Raw genomic sequence first — 16,686 nt, 5'->3', positions numbered from 1 at the left:
TTGCCGGCCAGCGGCCGGCACTACCCACCCGTATGTCCGCAGATGAAGCTGCGGGCATTGCAGGATGCGACGCTAAAGCGCACACGCAGCAACGCGGGTTGACCGATACCGGTAGTGCCGGCCGCTGGCCGGCAGCCTCATGAACCCTCCGCAGCATCCTGCAGCTGCCGGCCAGCGGCCGGCACTACCCGCGCGTGATGTCCGCAGATGACCATGTCACCAGACAGTCATCTGTCTAGCGCACCATTTTCACGTTGATCGCGCGGCGCCCAAGGCGCCCGTGATCGCATCGCGTGTTTCCCCTTTCATCTGCCTGAGCTCCGCTTCCATGCGGCGGCTCGCGCTTGCCTGAGTGCCTGTTCCATGACCAAGACCCTGTTGGCTGCTGCGTTGTCCCTGGCCCTTGCACCGACCGCGTGGGCGCAGCAGGCGCCGTCCGCCACTGAACTCGATGCGGTTTCAGTCATCGGCAGTGGCGAGGCGCGCCAGGTGCAGCGCATCACCCGCGAGAACCTGGACATCCTGCCGCCGGGTACCAGCCTGCAGAAGACGCTCAACCTGCTGCCCGGCGTCAACGCGCAGTCGGCCGACGCGCTGGGCACCAACGAACAGTCGATGACCCTGAGCCTGCGCGGTTTCAACTCCACCCGCCTGGGCTACACGCTGGACGGCGTGCCGCTGGGCGATGGTGCGTACAACAACTACAACGGCCTGACCATCAACCGTGCGCTGATCAGCGAGAACATGGCGGGCGCCGAACTGGCGGTGGGCATCGGCAGCCTCGGCACGCCGTCCACCAGCAACCTCGGCGGCACCATTTCCTATACCTCCGACCGCCCGGCGCAGGAATTGGGCGGCCGCGTGGTGCAGACCTTCGGCAGCGATGCCAACCGTCGCACCTTCGTGCGCGTGGACAGCGGCGAGTACAACGGATTCTCCGGCTACGTATCGGGCATGAACGCGGTCTCGGACCTGTGGAACGACCAGACCGCGTACAACAAATCCACTACCAAGCAGTTCAACGCGAAGCGCGTGTGGAACTTCGGCAGCGGCCAGATCACAGGCTTCGTCGACACCTCGCGGACCAGCCAGGCAGACTACTTCTACCTGTCCAAGGACGAGATGTCCCGCGGCCTGGGCTGGGACTGGGGCGGCTACGCACCGGACTGGAACAAGGCCGTGGCCAAGGCCTACTGCAACACCGCCAGCCTCAACGCGAAGAAGTGCGACAACAGCGGTCCGGACAAGGACGCCGACGGCGCATTCACCGCCGGGCAGATCCTGCGCGATGACAACCTGTACTACCTGGCCGGTGATTTCTTCCTGGCAGATGGCTTCAGCTTGCGGGCACTGGCCTACCACCACGATGACCGCGGCGAAGGCCACAACTGGAACAGCGGTGCGTGGTCCAACAAAGGCACCGCGCAGGAAATCCCGATCATCTTCCGCAACACCATCTACACCATCGACCGCGATGGCGGCACGCTGTCCTTCGATTGGGAGCTGGGCGCACACCGCCTCGAAGGTGGCCTCTGGTACGAACGCAACACCAGCAGCGCCCAACGCTACCAGACGGCGGTGGACGGTCCACGCGACCTCAGCGGCATGAACACCCTGCCCTCGGATGTGGGCGTGTTCGCCCAGCGTACGCGCTGGAAGACCCACCAGTTCTTCCTGAAGGACACCTGGCGCCTGCTCGATGACCGCCTGACCCTGGAGTTCGGCGCCAAGAGCCCGCACGCCACCTCCGATGCGCAGGCGCTGCCGGGCGATGCGAAGACACCGATCCTGCCGAGCTCGAACAACCAGTTCGCCACCGGTTCGCTGAAGGCCAGCAGGAATTTTCTGCCCAGCGCGGGTGCCAACTTCCGCCTCAGCGAGCATCACGAAATGTTCGCCAGCTACGCCGAGAACATCGCCATGTTCCAGGGCGGCTTCAAACTTGGCCCACAGGCGGTCAGCCAGGCCACCTGGAACGCGCAGGGCAACCTGAAGCCGGAAGAATCACGCTCGCTGGAGGCGGGCTATCGCTTCGTCACCGATACGTTGCAGGCATCGGTCGCTGCCTACAGCGTGCGCTTTGACAATCGCCTGCTGCAGTACAACCCCTGCGATTCGCGGCAGCCGGTCGGCCCCACCTGCGGCAACCGTTTCTACAATGTCGGCGGCGTCGACAGCCGCGGTGCTGAACTGACCGTGCTGTGGACACCGAACGAGCACTTCAGCTGGTACACCTCGGCGTCGCTGAACCGCTCGACATATGCCTCCAACTACACCCAGGCCGGCGTCGAGCAGCAGATCAAGGGCAAGATCCAGACCGACACGCCCAAGCAGCTGCTGGCCACCGAAATCACCTGGCGCGACAACGGCTGGTTCGCCAGCCTGCGCGGCAAGTACACCGGCGAACGCTTCTACACCTATACCAACGACCAGGGCTTTGGTGGCTTCACCGTGTTCGACCTGGCCGGTGGCTACGATTTCGGTCAGGTTGGCTTCGCCAAGGGCATGCGCCTGTCGCTGAACGTGACCAACGTGGGTGACAAGCGCTACGCCAGCAACCTGGACTCGAGCGTGTTCGCACCCAGCGACCCGGCCGGCAAGCTGTATGTGTTCCATGCGTCGGCACCGCGCCAGGTGTTCGGTACCATCGACATCCGTTTCTGATCGCCGGCCGAGGAGTCCATTGATGTCCGTTACTGCCCTGCTGTTGGCCGCGCTCTCGGTCAGCGGCTACAACGCACCGCATGAAGCCCGCGGCATGCCACCACGCGCGGTGGACGTGGCCAGCTTCACTTACGTGGACAAGGGATTGGTCGCCGCCGGACGATTGCCGGCCGGCACCGTGGACTTCCTCGGCGATACGCTGGGCTCGTTCTCGTCGTTGGCGGTACAGCCGGGCACGTGGCGGCGTACCGCGCGTGGCTATGAAGGGGTGCTGTGGACCCTGCCCGACCGCGGTCGCAACGATCCGGAAGCCGGCCTGTTCTACGACTACGCCGGTCGCCTGGAGCGCATGCAGCTGCGCATCGACTGGCCGGCGGACAAGCCAGAGAGCTTCGGCACGCTGACGATGAAGCCGGAAAAGGGGTTGGTGCTGAAGGACTACAACGGCCAGCCATTCACCGGTGCCGACCCCGGTGATCACACCATCATCCAGCGTGGCGTGGTGCTGCCCTCACCCGCCGTGGGCGCGGGGGCCGGCAAGGTCGCACTTGATGCCGAATCGCTGCAGTTCACTGCGGACGGCCACTTCTACATCGGCGACGAGTACACCGCCAACGTCTATTACTTCAACGCACAGGGCCAGCTGCAGGGCGTGATCGTGCCGCCGCAGGCGATCCAGCCACAACGTGATGGCAAGCCTGCCTTTGGATCATTGGCCCCGCCGCAGACCGGGCGCCGCAACAACCAGGGCGTGGAAGGCATGGGCCTGTCGCCCGACGGCACACGGCTGTTCGTTGCCCTGCAGAGCGCGCTGATGCAGGACAGCGCGGCGGGCAATGCCGCCGGCCGCATCAACACCCGCGTGCTGGTCTACGACGTGTCTGCCAACCCGACGCCGACGCAACCGGTGGGCCACCATGTGATGATCCTGCCCGCCTACGCCCACGACGGCAAAGGCAAGCTCGACCGTACCGCTGCACAGAGCGAGCTGCGTGCGCTGGACAACGAGCGTTTCCTGATGCTGGCGCGCGATGGCAATGGACTGGGCAAGGAGGGCAACGACCCGATCGTCTATAAATCGGTGCTGCTGGTGAACGTGGGGCAGGCCTCCAATCTGGTGGACACGGCCTATGAGACCGGCACGGCATCGGTGCTGGCCGATCCCGCTGACGCCATGTTGAAGACCGGCATCGTGCCCGCCAACGTCAAAGAGGTCCTGAACCTGCTCGACCGGCCGCAGCTGGCCCGGGCCGGGCTGGACCTGGACACAGGGCGTGGCCCTCACCCGGGATTGCTGTCGGAGAAATGGGAGGCGATGGACGTGTTGCCGGCGCTTGATCCAGAGCACCCGAACGACGTACTGCTGCTGATCGGCAACGACAACGACTTCACCGCCCGCAACTGCCGCATGCAGGGCGAGCACTGCGACAGTGCGTACGACAACGACAACCGGGTGCTGGTGTATCGGCTCACCCTGCCGTAGTGCCGGCCGCTGGCCGGCAACCTCACAAACCCCGACCGGTGGTAGTGCCGGCCGCTGGCCGGCAGCTTCATGAATCTCCGGAAACACCGCCTGGTTGCCGGCCAGCGGCCGGCACTACCCGACAGGAAAATCCCGCGCGCCTGCCCCATGGTAGTGCCGGCCGCTGGCCGGCAGCCTCATGAATCTCCGGAAACACCGCCTGGTTGCCGGCCAGCGGCCGGCACTACCAGATCGACCACGCATAGGGATACTGGCCAATCTCCCTGGCCAGGCCCGCTCGAATGGGATTTCCCAGGATATACAGAGCCTGGCGATGCAACGATTCCTCTGCCCTGACCGCATGATCGAAGTACCCGGACTGCCAGACCACGCCGCGGCGACCGACCAGCCGATTCAAGGCCAACGCGCTGGATGATTTGAACCGACGGGCGATACCCGACAGCTCCGACGCACGTAGTTGCAACATCCAATGCACATGATCCGGCATCACCACCCATGCCAGTGACTGGACCAGGCCTTGTCGCTCCAGTTCCTCAAACTGGCTGGAGACGCAGCCTGCGGTAGCGCCGCATTCAAAGCGTCGGCGGCGCTGGCATGTTGTCGTGGTCAGCACATATACCTGACCGATGATGGAGCGCCGCCCGTGGCGCAGGAGATCGCTGCTCATGGCCCATCGTGGATCAGGCAGACCTCGCTGGCTGTCGGGGAACAGCGCGAGATTCCATGAGGATGTTGCTGACAGTCTGCTGGGGTTGCCGGCCAGCGGCCGGCACTACCCAATGCAAAAGCCCGTCACGTCCGCCCCGTGGTAGTGCCGGCCGCTGGCCGGCAACCCACGCCAACGCACAAGCCCATCGCGCCTGCCCCGTGGTAGTGCCGGCCGCTGGCCGGCAACCCATGAACCCCGCCCGGCGGCGCCTGGCCCCGTCACCCGCGCAGCGTGGCGCCACCATCCACGTACAGGTCACTCATCGCCACGTGCCCGGCCTGCTCGGACAGCAGGAACATCACCGCCTGCGCGATGTCCTCCGGCGTGGCCAGCTTGCGCAAGGGGATGCCCGCCTTGTAGGTGGCCGGATTGCCGGCGATCACCCGTGCCGCGCCCTGCTCGTCTTCCCACATGCCGGTCTGCATCGCGGTCAGCGTGGAGCCCGGCGCAACGATGTTGCAGCGGATGCCCAACGGTGCAAGCTCCAGGCCCAGGCAGCGGGTGAACATCGTCGCCGCCGCCTTCGAGGCGGCATAGGCGGCCATGCCATGCCGTGGCACGCCCGCCGCGTTGGAACTGACGGTCACGATGGCGCCTTGCCGGCGCGGCGACATCACCCGTGCCAGTGCGCGGCCCACATGGAACACACCATCGGCATTGACCGCGAACACCCTGCGCCAATCCGCGTCACGGGTGTCCACGACCTCGCCGACATGCAGCACGCCCGCCACGCTGGCCGCCAACATGATCGGTCCCACCGTGGCTTCCACCTGGTTTACCAGCGCGTCCACGGCCGCGCCGTCGGTGACGTCCAGTGCGAAAGCCTGCACGCGGCCATCGTCGGTTGCCAGCGCAGGTCGCTCGCGATCGGTTGCCACGACCCGGCACCCTGCGTCCAGCAGTTGCCCCACCAGCGCCGCACCGATACCGCCGGCTGCGCCGGTCACCAGCGCCACATTTCCTTCAAAACCCGTCAGCTGCATGTTGCGCTCTCCTGTTGCCTGTCCCACTGCTGCAGCCGCGCCGACAACCACGGTGCCAGCTGCGCCACCGCATCACGCCCGGTCAGTTCGGCGTGCAGGAACGGCAGCTCGATGGCATCCACCTGCAGCGCATGTGCCCTCCAAAGCGCGGACTGCAACTGCGGCCGTGCCTGATGATCGCGTCCGGCCCGCACATGCGCCAGCGTTCCGACGAAGGGTCGGTGCTGGTGTTCGCGGATCAGTCGATTGGTTCCGGTCACCGCCCGTACCACGCCGTCGAGCACCACCTCGGGCAGGCTGCCAAGCGCGCTGCCGCCGCGCCGCAGGAAGGCGAGGATGCGCTCGCGATCGTCCAGTTCCGGATGCGCGTCCGGGTCATGCCCGGCGATGGCCAACAGCGCCCGCAGCGCCGCGATCGGGTCGGGCTCCGGTTCGGCACGCCAGCATTCGCTGGGATAGGCATCGAGCAGCACCAGTTCGCCGACCTCGCGGCCGATGTCGTGCAGGCGCACGGCCATCGCCTGCGCGAGGATGCCCCCCACCGACCAGCCGAGCAGATGGATCGGCCCCTGTGGCTGCAGCGTGATCACCCGCTGCACATAGTCATTGGCCATGGCCTCGATGCTGCCTGGCAGCGGTTGCGTGGGGTCGAGCGCGGGTGACTGAAGCCCGTACACCGCGCGCGTTGGCTGCAGCGCCCGGGCCAGCGCGCGATAGTTCCAGGCAATGCCGCCTGCCGGGTGCAGCACGAACAGGGGGGCTGCGGTTGCCTCGTCGGATGCAGACAGCGCAATCACCGGCCCCAGCGCGTGATCGGCGCGTGCGGGCGGCTCGGCAATGCGTGCCGCCAGCGCGGCTACGGTCGGTTGCGCGAACAGCGCGCCCAGCCCCAGCTCACAACGCCAGCGCTGCTCGATGGCCAGCAGCAGGTGCACGGCCGACAGGGAGTCGCCTCCGATGCTGAAGAAATCCACATCAACCGCCACCGGCAGTTCACGCCCCAGCGCCTGTGCGAACAGCCCGGCCAGTTCCTGCTCCAGCGGCGTACGCGGCGCCTGCCCCGCAACGTCCTGCTGCGGCGGTTTCGGCAGCGCAGACCGGTCCAGTTTGCCATTGGCGGTCACCGGCCACTGATCCACGCCCACGAACGCAGACGGCACCATGTAGTCCGGCACCCGCGTCAGCAGATGGCTGCGCAGCGCCGCTGCATCGAACAGCGCCGTCGGCACATAGGCGACCAGCCGCGCCTCACCGGGAAGATCATCGCGAAACAGCACTTCCACCCGGTCCATGCCAGACAGCTCGCGCAACGCTGCTTCAATCTCGCCAAGTTCGATGCGCAGGCCGCGCAGCTTTACCTGATGGTCGCTGCGTCCCAGGTACTCGACAGCACCGTCGTCCCGCCAGCGTGCCACGTCGCCGGTGCGGTAGATGCGCTCACCCGGCAGGAACGGATCCGCCAGGAAGCGCTCGGCAGTCAGGTCGTCGCGGCCGAGATAGCCGCGCGCCAACTGCACACCGCCGAGGTACAGGTCACCGGCCGCGCCCACCGGCATGGGCTGCATCCGTGCGTCCAGCACATACAGGCGGGTGTTCCAGACCGGGAAACCGATCGGCACCGGGCGCGAGCGGTCATCGGCCGAGGCTGGCCACCAGCTCACATCCACTGCCGCTTCGGTCGGACCGTAGAGGTTGTGCAGTTCGGATTGCATTCTCGCGTGGAAGCGGTCACGCAGTGCGGCATCCAGCGCCTCGCCACTGGTGAACACGCGCCGCAGCCGCAGGTCCTGTGAGGCCGGTGCCGCCAGGAACGCATCCAGCATCGACGGTACGAAATGTGCGGTGGTGACGCCATGCACGCGGATCAACCGCGCCAGCTCGGTCGGATCGCGGTGTGCGTCCGGCCCCGCCAACACCAGCGTCGCGCCGCACAGCAGTGGCAGGAAGAGTTCCCAGACCGATACGTCGAACGTTGCCGGGGTCTTCTGCAGAATCCGGTCGTCGGCACCAATGCCATAGTGCTCGCGCATCCACAGCAGGCGATTGACGATGGCGCGGTGTTCGATCACCACGCCCTTGGGTTCGCCGGTCGAACCGGAGGTATAGATCACATAGGCCGCATCGTCGCCCGTCGGGCCCGGCCAGGGTGCGGCAAAGCTCAGGTCGGTCCACTGCTCCGGCGGCAGCACCGGCACATCTGAAAGACGGGATTGCACGCTGGCCTCTGCCAATACGCAGACCGGCTGCGCCGACGCCAGGATCCGCGCCAGGCGCTCCGCTGGATGGGCAAGGTCCAGTGGCAGGTACGCGCCGCCTGCACGCAGCACCGCCAGCAACGAAACCACCAGTTCCAGCGAACGCGGCAGCGCTACGGCAACGACCGTGCCCGGGCCCACGCCCAGCGAGCGCAGCTGCGCGGCCAGGGCGAAGCTGCGCGCCTCCAGCGCAGCATGGTCCAGCGTCGTATCGCCGAACACCAGCGCCGCTGCCGACGGATCACGGTCCATGCCCTGCTGCAACAGTTCGACCAGGGTGGTGTCAGGCAGCGCATGCGTGGTGGCATTGAAGCCATGCACGACCTGCTTCGATTCTTCCGGCGTGGCCAGTGGCACCGTCGCGATGTCTTCGGCCAGCAGCGCGGCCGAAACGAAATGCAGCAGCCGCCGGGCATGCGCCTTCATGTCATCCAGGCCATAAAGGGCCGGGTTTGCTTCAATCTCCAGATCCAGCAGGGTCTGTCCATCGCCACGGAAGCCCAGTGTCAGGTCGTCAACCGGGCCGGTGCTCAGCACTTCCAGTGAGGCCTGCACACCCGGCAACGCCAGCGGCTTGTAGAACGGCTGTACGTTGATCAACGGCCCATGCAGACGGTGCTGTGCACCGACCAGGCCGAGGTCACGACGCAGCTGTTCGCCACGGTAGCGCCCATGCTTGCGGCTCTGGCTGAGCTGGCGCCCGATGCGCCGGCAGAATTCCTCGACGCCGCCCTCGCCGCCCGCTACCCGCAGCGGCAGCACGTTCATCACCATCGCCGGCACCCGCGCCGCCGCGTTGCCAAGCCGCGCCATGTACGGCACCCCGAGCACGACTTCCTCGGACGCGCTCATGCGACGCACATACTCGGCGGCCAGCGCGGCAAGCACATCCGGCCACGGCTGCAGCCACGATGCCGAGACCTGCAGCAGGCGCTCGCGCAATGCGGGGTCCACCGGCTGCACCCAGCGCAGTGCATCGTCACTGGCCGCGGCGGTGCCGGCCAGGCCGGTGGAGGCCGGGGCGCCCTGCAGCGCCTGCAACCACCACTGCCGGTCGACGTCGCGGCGCGCATCACTGCGGTAGCTGGCATCATCGGCCAGCACGCCCGCCACCCCTGGCAGCGCACTACCGGTGCGGCCCGCATACAGGGCGCAGACGCGGTCAGTGAACAGCGCCATGCCATAGCCATCGGTGGCCAGGTGATGCACGCGCAGGTACCAGGCCCAGCGCTGGCCACCCAGGTCGAACAGCACCTGCTGGCTCAGCCGGTCGCGGGTCGGGTCGACCGCGCTGCAGCGGTCAGCCAGCATCGCCGCGCGCGCCATCTGCTGCGGATCATCGGCCGCGGCGACATCGCGCAGCTGCAGCAATGGCACCCGCGCGGGCTCGTGCCACTGCACGGGCTGGCCGTCCTCGGCCTCGGCGAAACGCAACGCCAGCGCCTCGGCCTCGACGGCGGCCTGGTTGGCGGCAGCGGTGAACGCCGGCACATCCAGCGAACCCTCGATCCACACCGCGTGCGCGGTATTGAATGCAGGATTCTGCGGTGCCAGCCGCTGGGCAAACCACAGCCCTGCCTGCGCCTCGGTCAGCGGCAGCGGCGATCCGCTCATGCCGTCTGCGCAGCCTGCAGCTGCTGCACCACCGCCCACCACTGGCGCAGCGTGGTGTGCTCAGCCAGCTGCGCGAACTCCAGTGGCAGCCCGGTGTTGCCCCAGGCCAGCACCAGCCCCAGCATGCGCATCGAATCCAGATCCAGATCGATCAGGTTGTCATCATCGCCGATGTCCGCCGCGTGGCAGTCCAGCACGCGGGCGACGTCGGCGCGCATGCGCTCCAGGGTCAGGGCTTCGGTCGTCGCGTTCATCACATTGCCTCCAGCAGCTGGTCGGTGGTCATCGGTACGCCGCACGTGCGGGCGATCCAGTGCAGCGCCTGGTCATGGTCGGCACGCGAGAAATCGGCCACGGCATCGGCAGCGATGAACGTCTCGATGTCACGCTGGAACGCCTCCACCGCCGTCGCGGTGCATCCGATATGCGCATAGACGCCGGTGATCAGCAGCTGGTCGCGGCCGCGCACGCGCATCAGCGTTTCCAGATTGCTGCGCTGGAACGCGCTGTAGCGGTGCTTGACCAGCACATGCTCGCCCGGCTGCGGCGCGAGTGCGTCGATGATCGGCTCGTGGTCGGCACGCCGGCCCATGCCCGGGCCCCACAGGTCTGCCTGCAGGCCGCGGTCGCGGCGGTCCTGGTCGCCGTGCTGGGCGGTGTAGAACACCGGAATGCCGTGCGTACGGCAATGTCCCAGCAGGCGCGCGATGTTGTCCACCGCCGGCTGCAGCGGCGCGTTGCCGGCGTCGAATGCGGCGAGGAAATAGCGCTGCATGTCGTGTACCAGCAAGGCAACACGATCACGCTGGGGGCGCCAGGCGCCTCGCGCCTGCGGCAGTTCCGCAGCGGTCGGCAGGGAATACGGGGTAATGCGGGGCAGCGCCATCAGCGCGTTCCTCCTGTCTGTTGCAGATGACGCGCGCGCAGCTGCGCGCGCAGTTCGCGGCGGCTGATCTTGCCAACCGCCGTGGTGTCGAAACTGTCCACGAAAACAATCTGATCGGGCACCTTGAACGCGGCCAGGCCACGCCCGCGCATCCACGCCTTCAGCGCCGGCGCCTTGATGGCCTCGCCCTGCTGGATCACGAAGGCACAGCTGCGCTCGCCCAGGTAGTCGTCAGGAATGGAGACCACGGCGGCGTCGAATACGCCGGGATGGGCCAGCAGATGGTCTTCGATCTCCTCGGCGGAGATCTTCTCGCCCGCCCGGTTGATGTGGTCGCCGGCACGGCCCTGCACCACCAGATAGCCGCCGGGCAGCTGCTGCACGCGGTCGCCGGTGCGGTAGAAGCCGTCGTCGGTGAACGAGCGCGCGTTGGCCGCCGCGTCATTGTGGTAACTGAGGATGGTGTACGGACCGCGCGTGAGCAGATGACCGACCTCGCCTTCGGCAACGGGCTGGTCGTGGTCGTCGACCACGCGCACTTCATCATCCTCGCTGATCGGCCTGCCCTGGCAGGCGACGACCAGGTCCTGCGGGTCATCCAGCCGGGTGTAGTTGACCAGGCCTTCGGCCATGCCGAACACCTGCTGCAGCGTACAACCGAGGCCATCGATGACCCGCCGCGCGGCTTCCGGCACCAGCTTCGCTCCCCCGACCTGCAGCACCCGCAGGCTGGACAGATCGTGCCTGCTGGTCGCCGCCGCCTGCGCCCACAGCAGCGCCAGGGGCGGCACCAGACCACAGCAGGTCACCTTCTCGCGCGCGATCAACGGAAATGCCGCATCCGGGCCAGGGCCCGGGCTGAGTACCACGCGGGCGCCGGCGTACAGCGCACCGAAGAAACCCGGCGAACTCATCGGGAAATTGTGTGCTGCCGGCAGCGCAACCAGGTACACGCTGTCGCGGTCGATGCCACAGATTTCGTTGCTGGCGCGGAACGAGTAGATGTAATCGTCGTGCGTGCGCGGAATGAGCTTTGACAGCCCGGTGCTGCCGCCGGAGATCTGCAGGAACGCCACCGACTGCGGATCTGGATCGGCCGGCAGCTGGCTGCGATCGCCCTGCAGCGATTCCAGCGCGACGAACTCCGCCGCATCGCCGTCGATCAGCACGTGGCGTACCGCCGGCACTTCCGCCTGCAGCGCGCGCGCCAGGCCACGATGATCGAAGCCTTCATGGACATCGGTACTGATATAGGCACTGGCCTCGGCCTTGCGCGCAAAGTGGGCCAGCTCGGTGATGCGATGTGCCGGCAGCGCGTACACCGGCACCAGCCCGGCGCGGAACAGGCCACAGACCGTTGCGATGAAACCGGCCGTATTGCCCAGCTGCACCAGCACGCGCTCGCCGGGTTGCAGGCCCAGCGCCAGCAGCCCGGCGCCGATGCGCCCGGCCTCATGCCAGAGCTGCGCATAGCTCAGGCGCACATCGCCAGCCACCACCGCGATGTCATCGGCATGGCGCTCGGCGCGTTCGCGCAGGAAACCCGGGAAGGTTTCGCCACGCCAATGACCTGCGGCCCGATAGCGCGCCACCAGCGCTTCAGGCCATTGCTGTTGCAGCGGCAGGCGCGAATCAACGGTGGACGGCGTCATGCGGATACCTCGATCAGGGACAGCGGGTCCTGCACGCCCAATGCGTTCAGCAGGGCAGCAAACTTGGCGGCGGTTTCGGCCACTTCGGCCTCGGGCTGCGAGTCGGCGACGATGCCGGCGCCGGCATACAGGCGCAGCTGGGTGCCCTGCAGGCGCGCGCAGCGGATCGCCACATACCAGTCGCCGTCCCCCTGCGCATCCAGCCAGCCCACCGCACCGGCATAGAAGCCGCGCGGCACCGGTTCCAGCGCACGGATGCGCTGCAGTGCCTGCAGCCGCGGGGTACCGCAGACGGCCGGGGTGGGATGCAGCTCGGCCAGCAGGGTCGCCGCCGACGTAGCAGCGTCCTTCAGCGTGGCGTGGATGCGCGTACCCAGATGCCACATGCTGGCGGTGGCGTGCAGCACCGGGCGTGGCTGCGCTTCGATATGGCTGCACCAGGGCGAGAGGCCATCGACAATGGCGTCGACAACATGCCGATGTTCGTCATGATCCTTCGCCGATGCCAGCAACGCCTGCGCGGCGCGCTCGTCCGCAACCGGATCGGCACTGCGCCTGGCCGAACCGGCCAGCGGATGCGACAGCACCTGCGCACCGCGTTTGCGCAGCAGCAGTTCCGGTGTCGCCCCCACCAGCCATGCCGGCGCCTGGCCAACGTCCACCGGCAGCGGCACGGCGTAGGTCGCCACCGAAGGATCGGTGCCGAGGCGGGCCAGCAGCATTTCCGGTGACAGCGCCTGCTGCGTGTGCGCCAACAGGCTGCGCGCCAGTACCACCTTGTGCAGCTCCGGGTCCGGCGCGCGCATCGCGCTGACCGCGTCGGCCACGGCCGCTGCATACGCCTGCGCCGAGGGCTCGGCAGTCAGCGCTCCGGACAGCGCCGGCGCCGCCTGCGACTGCACGGGCAACGCCGGCAGCAGGCGCTCGGGTTGATACAACGCATCATCGGCGCGCGGCTCGAACGGCACCGCGCCGACCAGCAGGCCCGGCCCACCGCGCTGCTGCGCGAAGAACGTCGCCACGCGCTCGGCCAGCGTGGCCAGCACACCGGTCGGCAAGGGTGCGCGGCAGCCGCGCGCGTGCATCTGCTGATCGGCCTGCCGCAGCAGGAACAGCGACGCTTCGGCGGTGGGCTCGGGCAGCAACGACGCAGCCTCCGGCCACGCGCCCTGCATCAGGGAATCGTTCATGGGGTCTCCTTCATCCGATACGCTGCTGCCAGCACGCACAGCACCAGCAGCAGCACGCCGACCAGCAGGTAAGGCAGGCTGGCGCCGCCGCGATACAACAGAGTGCCGAGCATCGGCCCGGCCACCATGCCCAGCCCCTGCGCCGCCGCGACGGTGCCGGCCGCCGCCCCCTGTTCGTGCGCCTGCACCGCGTCGGCGGCCAACGCCTGGAACGAGGGGAACACGAAGCCCATGCCGAACGCTGCAAGCGCGTAGGCCGCCGGCAACTGCCAGGTCTGCTGCACCGCCGCCACCGACGCAAAGCCGATGCCTGCGATCAGTGCGCCGAGGATGATCCAGCGCCGGGGATGCACGTCCAGTTTCATCACCAGCCCCTGCGCGAGGATCAGGCCCACGCCGACTGCAGTCAGTGCGATGCCGGCCATGCGTGCACCTTCGGCTGCATCCAGGCCGAAGCGATCGATGGCGAAGAAGCCGACCGTGACCTGGGCGATGGTCACCGACACCATCGCCACGAACGCGGCCATCTGCGGCAGGCGCAGCCGCGGGTCGAGGCGCGACAGCGGTACGCGGTTGCGGCTGTGTGCGGCTGCCACCGGCGGCGTGGCCGGCAGGCGCCAGGCCAGCAGGCCCAGCGCGAGCAGCGGCAACAGCGCAGCCACGTACAGCGCCAGCGGCAGGTTCTTGTAGGCAAGCCATCCGGCAGCAGCCGGACCCAGCACCATCCCCAGCGCGTTGGCGCTGCCAAGACGGGCGAGGAATTTCGTACGTTGGCCGGTGGGTGCCTTGTCGGCGATCAGCGCGGCAGCGGTCGGCGGCACAGCCGCGTAGAACAGGCCGATCAGGCCACGCGCACCGACCAGCACCAGCACCGAGACCAGCACCGGCGGTATTGTCTGCAGCGCGACATCGATGAACACCGCCAGCGCGAGGTAGACCACGGTGTAGGCACTCATCGCCAGCATCAGCACGCGCTTGCGGCCGATGCGGTCGCTGAGCTGGCCCCACGGGCGCGCGGCCAGCATCCACAACACGCCTGCAGCAGTCACCGATAGACCGGCATGCCATTCGGACAGGCCGAGCAGGCGGACCACCGGGCCGATGACGGCGACGAAGGACATCATCGCCATGGTGCCGATCAGGGCAGCCAACACCAGCGCCGGCAAGCCGGGAACCACGGGACGTGCATGCATGGAACACCAACCGTAACCAGGGAGGGAACGCCGGGCGCATCCGCACCCCGCGCGACGTCGCCCTGTCAGGCGGCGACGCCATCCTTAAATGATAACGGCTCGCATTTGCATTTGATACCCATTCGCTTAACGGGCACGCACCTGCGGGTGCATCAATGCCCTGCGCGTACCGACAGCAGGCCGCGACGCTTGAACCACCACTCCAGCGGCAGGGTCACCAGCGGCGGAATCGCAGCCAGCAACGCCAGCCCCGTTGCCCACCATGGCCAGCGCAGGCGCAGCGCCGCAAACAGAGTCACCGCCACGTAGACCAGGAACGCCACGCCATGCAGCGGCCCGAACAGCTTCACCAGCGCGACGTTGGCCTGCGGGCCGTACTTGAGCCACATGCCGGCCAGCAGACCGGCCCAGGTGATGGCCTCGATGAAGGCGACGACGGCGAAAAGGCGCCCGGTCGGGTGCAGCGGGTTACGGTGGGTCACGCAGGGCTCCAGCGCTGGATATCAAATGCGAATGATACGCAGATGCGAACATGCCGGATACCTGCGGCGTGTCCACCAAGGTGGACACCTACCGACGCGTATCGGGCAGGACGTGCTCGCCGATCTCGCCCAGTACGTCGTCCACCGGTCGGCCGTTGTCCACCAGGTTGAACATCACATGCGCCACACCCTGCGCGTGTACGCGTTGCAGGTACGCGCGCAGGCCATCGCGGCCCACCTTCAGGCCCAGCGGCAGCGGCTCCGCCGGCGCAGTTGGATCGGCCTGCAGGTCCAGCAGCATCGACTGCACGAATGGCTTGGGCGCGCCGCCGCTCTGGGCCAGCGCCTGCTGCCACAGACCGATGCGCCCTTCCTGCGCGGTCTCTTCGCGGTGATAGGTTGCCCAGCCTTCGGCCTCGCGTGCGATCCACTGCAGGCTCTGCCGCGCAGTACCGACCACCAGCATCGGAATGCGCCTTGCCGGCGCGGGAAGTACGTCGTATCCATCGGTTGCCTGCAACACCGGCGCGCGCTCGGAGGGTTCGGGGGACAGCGCCGCACGCAGCAGCGACCAGCGCTCGCGGAAGGTGCCCGCCCTGCCCTGTAGGTCCTCGCCGAAGGCCGCGAACTCTTCTGGTCGATCACCCGAGCCAAGCCCCAGCACGAAGCGTCCACCGCTGATCCGGTCCAGCGTCAGCGCCGATTTCGCTACCTGCAGCGGTTGCCGCAACGGCAGCACGATGGCCGCAGTGCCGATCACGATGCGCTCGGTCGCCGCGGCCAGCATGCCCAGCCACAGGAACGGATCATCCAGCGCACTGGCGGTCGCATCCGGCCCCTGCGGCACCATCAGCGGCACATCGCGGGTCCACAGCGCAGCAAAGCCCAGATCGTCGGCCAGCCGCGCGACGCGGCGCGCCTCCAGTAGATCGGCCAGGCCGTGTGCGGCTACCGGCGTCATCAGGCCAAGGCTCAAGCCCTGCTCTGGAAACAGACGTGCATGGGCAGGATTGAAATCAGTCATGTCGCCAGCTTAGCGTGGGGCATTGATGGCGTCCCACAACAGGAAGTACAGCGCATGCCCAGGATCCGTCCCGCCCACGTCGATGACCTACCCGCGATCAGCGCGGTGTGCATGGCGGCCTTCACTGCAGCCGTTGCGCCCATGCTTACCGCCGAGGGCATCGCCACCTTCGGCAACGTGGCCGCAGCCAGCGCCTTCGCCGAGCGCCTGCAGGGTGACAACCACATCCTGGTGGCCGAACAGGAGGGCCGTGTGGTCGGCGTGGTGGAACTGAAGGCGGGCCAGCACCTGGCGATGCTGTTCGTCGCGCCGGAGCTGCAGGGGCAAGGCATCGGTCGTGCCCTGCTGCAGGCGGTGCTGCCGCAGGTACGCGGACCGCAGATGACCGTGCGCGCCTCGCTCAACGCGGTGCCGGCCTACGAACACTATGGGTTCGTGCTGGATGGCGACGTCGGCGAGTACCACGGCCTGATCTACCAGCCGTTGGTGTTGGCGGTGCCCGCTGCGGTGGCTGCGCCCCCTGGTCCGCACTGATACCCAGCCCACATGCC

13 protein-coding genes are annotated in these 16,686 nt (G+C 67.7%); 3 read left to right on the top strand and 10 right to left on the bottom strand.

Annotated elements, in window-relative coordinates:
* The first annotated feature begins 363 nt into the window (after positions 1-363).
* The gene (locus tag ABIA73_RS00730) at positions 364-2,664 is read left to right on the top strand and encodes a TonB-dependent receptor (protein WP_354275246.1); all 2,301 of its coding nucleotides are present in this window, start codon (positions 364-366) and stop codon (positions 2,662-2,664) included.
* Between the two features lie 22 nt (positions 2,665-2,686).
* Positions 2,687-4,147 (top strand): esterase-like activity of phytase family protein, encoded by a 1,461-nt coding sequence (locus tag ABIA73_RS00725; protein ID WP_354275245.1) that lies wholly within the window; start codon positions 2,687-2,689, stop codon positions 4,145-4,147.
* A gap of 223 nt (positions 4,148-4,370) precedes the next feature.
* Here ABIA73_RS00725 and ABIA73_RS00720 read toward each other — a convergent pair whose 3' ends face one another.
* The 10 genes from ABIA73_RS00720 to ABIA73_RS00675 all read right to left on the bottom strand — a co-directional run bounded on the left by ABIA73_RS00720 (position 4,371) and on the right by ABIA73_RS00675 (position 16,135).
* Complete coding sequence (locus ABIA73_RS00720; protein WP_025878591.1) at positions 4,371-4,814, bottom strand: REP-associated tyrosine transposase; 444 nt, start codon at positions 4,812-4,814, stop codon at positions 4,371-4,373.
* A 260-nt stretch (positions 4,815-5,074) separates the two neighbouring features.
* Complete coding sequence (locus ABIA73_RS00715; RefSeq protein WP_354275244.1) at positions 5,075-5,839, bottom strand: 2,3-dihydro-2,3-dihydroxybenzoate dehydrogenase; 765 nt, start codon at positions 5,837-5,839, stop codon at positions 5,075-5,077.
* Complete coding sequence (locus tag ABIA73_RS00710) at positions 5,830-9,708, bottom strand: non-ribosomal peptide synthetase (protein WP_354275243.1); 3,879 nt, start codon at positions 9,706-9,708, stop codon at positions 5,830-5,832. The genes ABIA73_RS00715 and ABIA73_RS00710 overlap by 10 nt, the downstream gene beginning before the upstream one ends.
* Positions 9,705-9,962 (bottom strand): phosphopantetheine-binding protein, encoded by a 258-nt coding sequence (locus ABIA73_RS00705; protein ID WP_059064390.1) that lies wholly within the window; start codon positions 9,960-9,962, stop codon positions 9,705-9,707. Before ABIA73_RS00705 ends, ABIA73_RS00710 begins: the two co-directional genes overlap by 4 nt.
* Positions 9,962-10,594 (bottom strand): isochorismatase family protein, encoded by a 633-nt coding sequence (locus ABIA73_RS00700; protein ID WP_025878587.1) that lies wholly within the window; start codon positions 10,592-10,594, stop codon positions 9,962-9,964. Before ABIA73_RS00700 ends, ABIA73_RS00705 begins: the two co-directional genes overlap by 1 nt.
* Entirely contained in the window at positions 10,594-12,246 is a 1,653-nt protein-coding gene (locus tag ABIA73_RS00695) for a (2,3-dihydroxybenzoyl)adenylate synthase (RefSeq protein ID WP_354275242.1), read from the bottom strand. The genes ABIA73_RS00700 and ABIA73_RS00695 overlap by 1 nt, the downstream gene beginning before the upstream one ends.
* Complete coding sequence (locus tag ABIA73_RS00690; RefSeq protein WP_354275241.1) at positions 12,243-13,436, bottom strand: isochorismate synthase; 1,194 nt, start codon at positions 13,434-13,436, stop codon at positions 12,243-12,245. The genes ABIA73_RS00695 and ABIA73_RS00690 overlap by 4 nt, the downstream gene beginning before the upstream one ends.
* The gene (locus ABIA73_RS00685) at positions 13,433-14,629 is read right to left on the bottom strand and encodes an MFS transporter (protein ID WP_279206922.1); all 1,197 of its coding nucleotides are present in this window, start codon (positions 14,627-14,629) and stop codon (positions 13,433-13,435) included. The genes ABIA73_RS00690 and ABIA73_RS00685 overlap by 4 nt, the downstream gene beginning before the upstream one ends.
* A gap of 152 nt (positions 14,630-14,781) precedes the next feature.
* On the bottom strand, positions 14,782-15,111 hold the full coding sequence (locus ABIA73_RS00680; RefSeq protein ID WP_354275240.1) for a DUF3817 domain-containing protein: 330 nt from the start codon (positions 15,109-15,111) through the stop codon (positions 14,782-14,784).
* An 88-nt stretch (positions 15,112-15,199) separates the two neighbouring features.
* On the bottom strand, positions 15,200-16,135 hold the full coding sequence (locus tag ABIA73_RS00675) for a TIGR03571 family LLM class oxidoreductase (protein WP_354275239.1): 936 nt from the start codon (positions 16,133-16,135) through the stop codon (positions 15,200-15,202).
* Positions 16,136-16,189: 54 nt separating this feature from the next.
* On the opposite strand from ABIA73_RS00675, the gene ABIA73_RS00670 reads away from it, so the two are divergent.
* Entirely contained in the window at positions 16,190-16,669 is a 480-nt protein-coding gene (locus ABIA73_RS00670; RefSeq protein WP_248152428.1) for a GNAT family N-acetyltransferase, read from the top strand.
* Positions 16,670-16,686: the final 17 nt, after the last annotated feature.

The organism is Stenotrophomonas sp. 2694, assembly GCF_040548715.1.
In the GTDB taxonomy this organism is placed as follows: Bacteria; Pseudomonadota; Gammaproteobacteria; order Xanthomonadales; family Xanthomonadaceae; genus Stenotrophomonas; species Stenotrophomonas indicatrix.
This window is presented reverse-complemented; position numbering and strand designations above follow the sequence as displayed.

What these genes read in the sequence shown, in the direction of transcription:
- ABIA73_RS00720 (WP_025878591.1), bottom strand. Translation starts at nt 4,814, where the DNA reads ATGAGCAGCGATCTCCTGCGCCACGGGCGGCGCTCCATCATCGGTCAG.
- ABIA73_RS00730 (WP_354275246.1), top strand. Translation starts at nt 364, where the DNA reads ATGACCAAGACCCTGTTGGCTGCTGCGTTGTCCCTGGCCCTTGCACCG.
- ABIA73_RS00710 (WP_354275243.1), bottom strand. Translation starts at nt 9,708, where the DNA reads ATGAGCGGATCGCCGCTGCCGCTGACCGAGGCGCAGGCAGGGCTGTGG.
- ABIA73_RS00670 (WP_248152428.1), top strand. Translation starts at nt 16,190, where the DNA reads ATGCCCAGGATCCGTCCCGCCCACGTCGATGACCTACCCGCGATCAGC.
- ABIA73_RS00695 (WP_354275242.1), bottom strand. Translation starts at nt 12,246, where the DNA reads ATGACGCCGTCCACCGTTGATTCGCGCCTGCCGCTGCAACAGCAATGG.
- ABIA73_RS00690 (WP_354275241.1), bottom strand. Translation starts at nt 13,436, where the DNA reads ATGAACGATTCCCTGATGCAGGGCGCGTGGCCGGAGGCTGCGTCGTTG.
- ABIA73_RS00715 (WP_354275244.1), bottom strand. Translation starts at nt 5,839, where the DNA reads ATGCAGCTGACGGGTTTTGAAGGAAATGTGGCGCTGGTGACCGGCGCA.
- ABIA73_RS00705 (WP_059064390.1), bottom strand. Translation starts at nt 9,962, where the DNA reads ATGAACGCGACGACCGAAGCCCTGACCCTGGAGCGCATGCGCGCCGAC.
- ABIA73_RS00725 (WP_354275245.1), top strand. Translation starts at nt 2,687, where the DNA reads ATGTCCGTTACTGCCCTGCTGTTGGCCGCGCTCTCGGTCAGCGGCTAC.
- ABIA73_RS00700 (WP_025878587.1), bottom strand. Translation starts at nt 10,594, where the DNA reads ATGGCGCTGCCCCGCATTACCCCGTATTCCCTGCCGACCGCTGCGGAA.
- ABIA73_RS00685 (WP_279206922.1), bottom strand. Translation starts at nt 14,629, where the DNA reads ATGCATGCACGTCCCGTGGTTCCCGGCTTGCCGGCGCTGGTGTTGGCT.
- ABIA73_RS00675 (WP_354275239.1), bottom strand. Translation starts at nt 16,135, where the DNA reads ATGACTGATTTCAATCCTGCCCATGCACGTCTGTTTCCAGAGCAGGGC.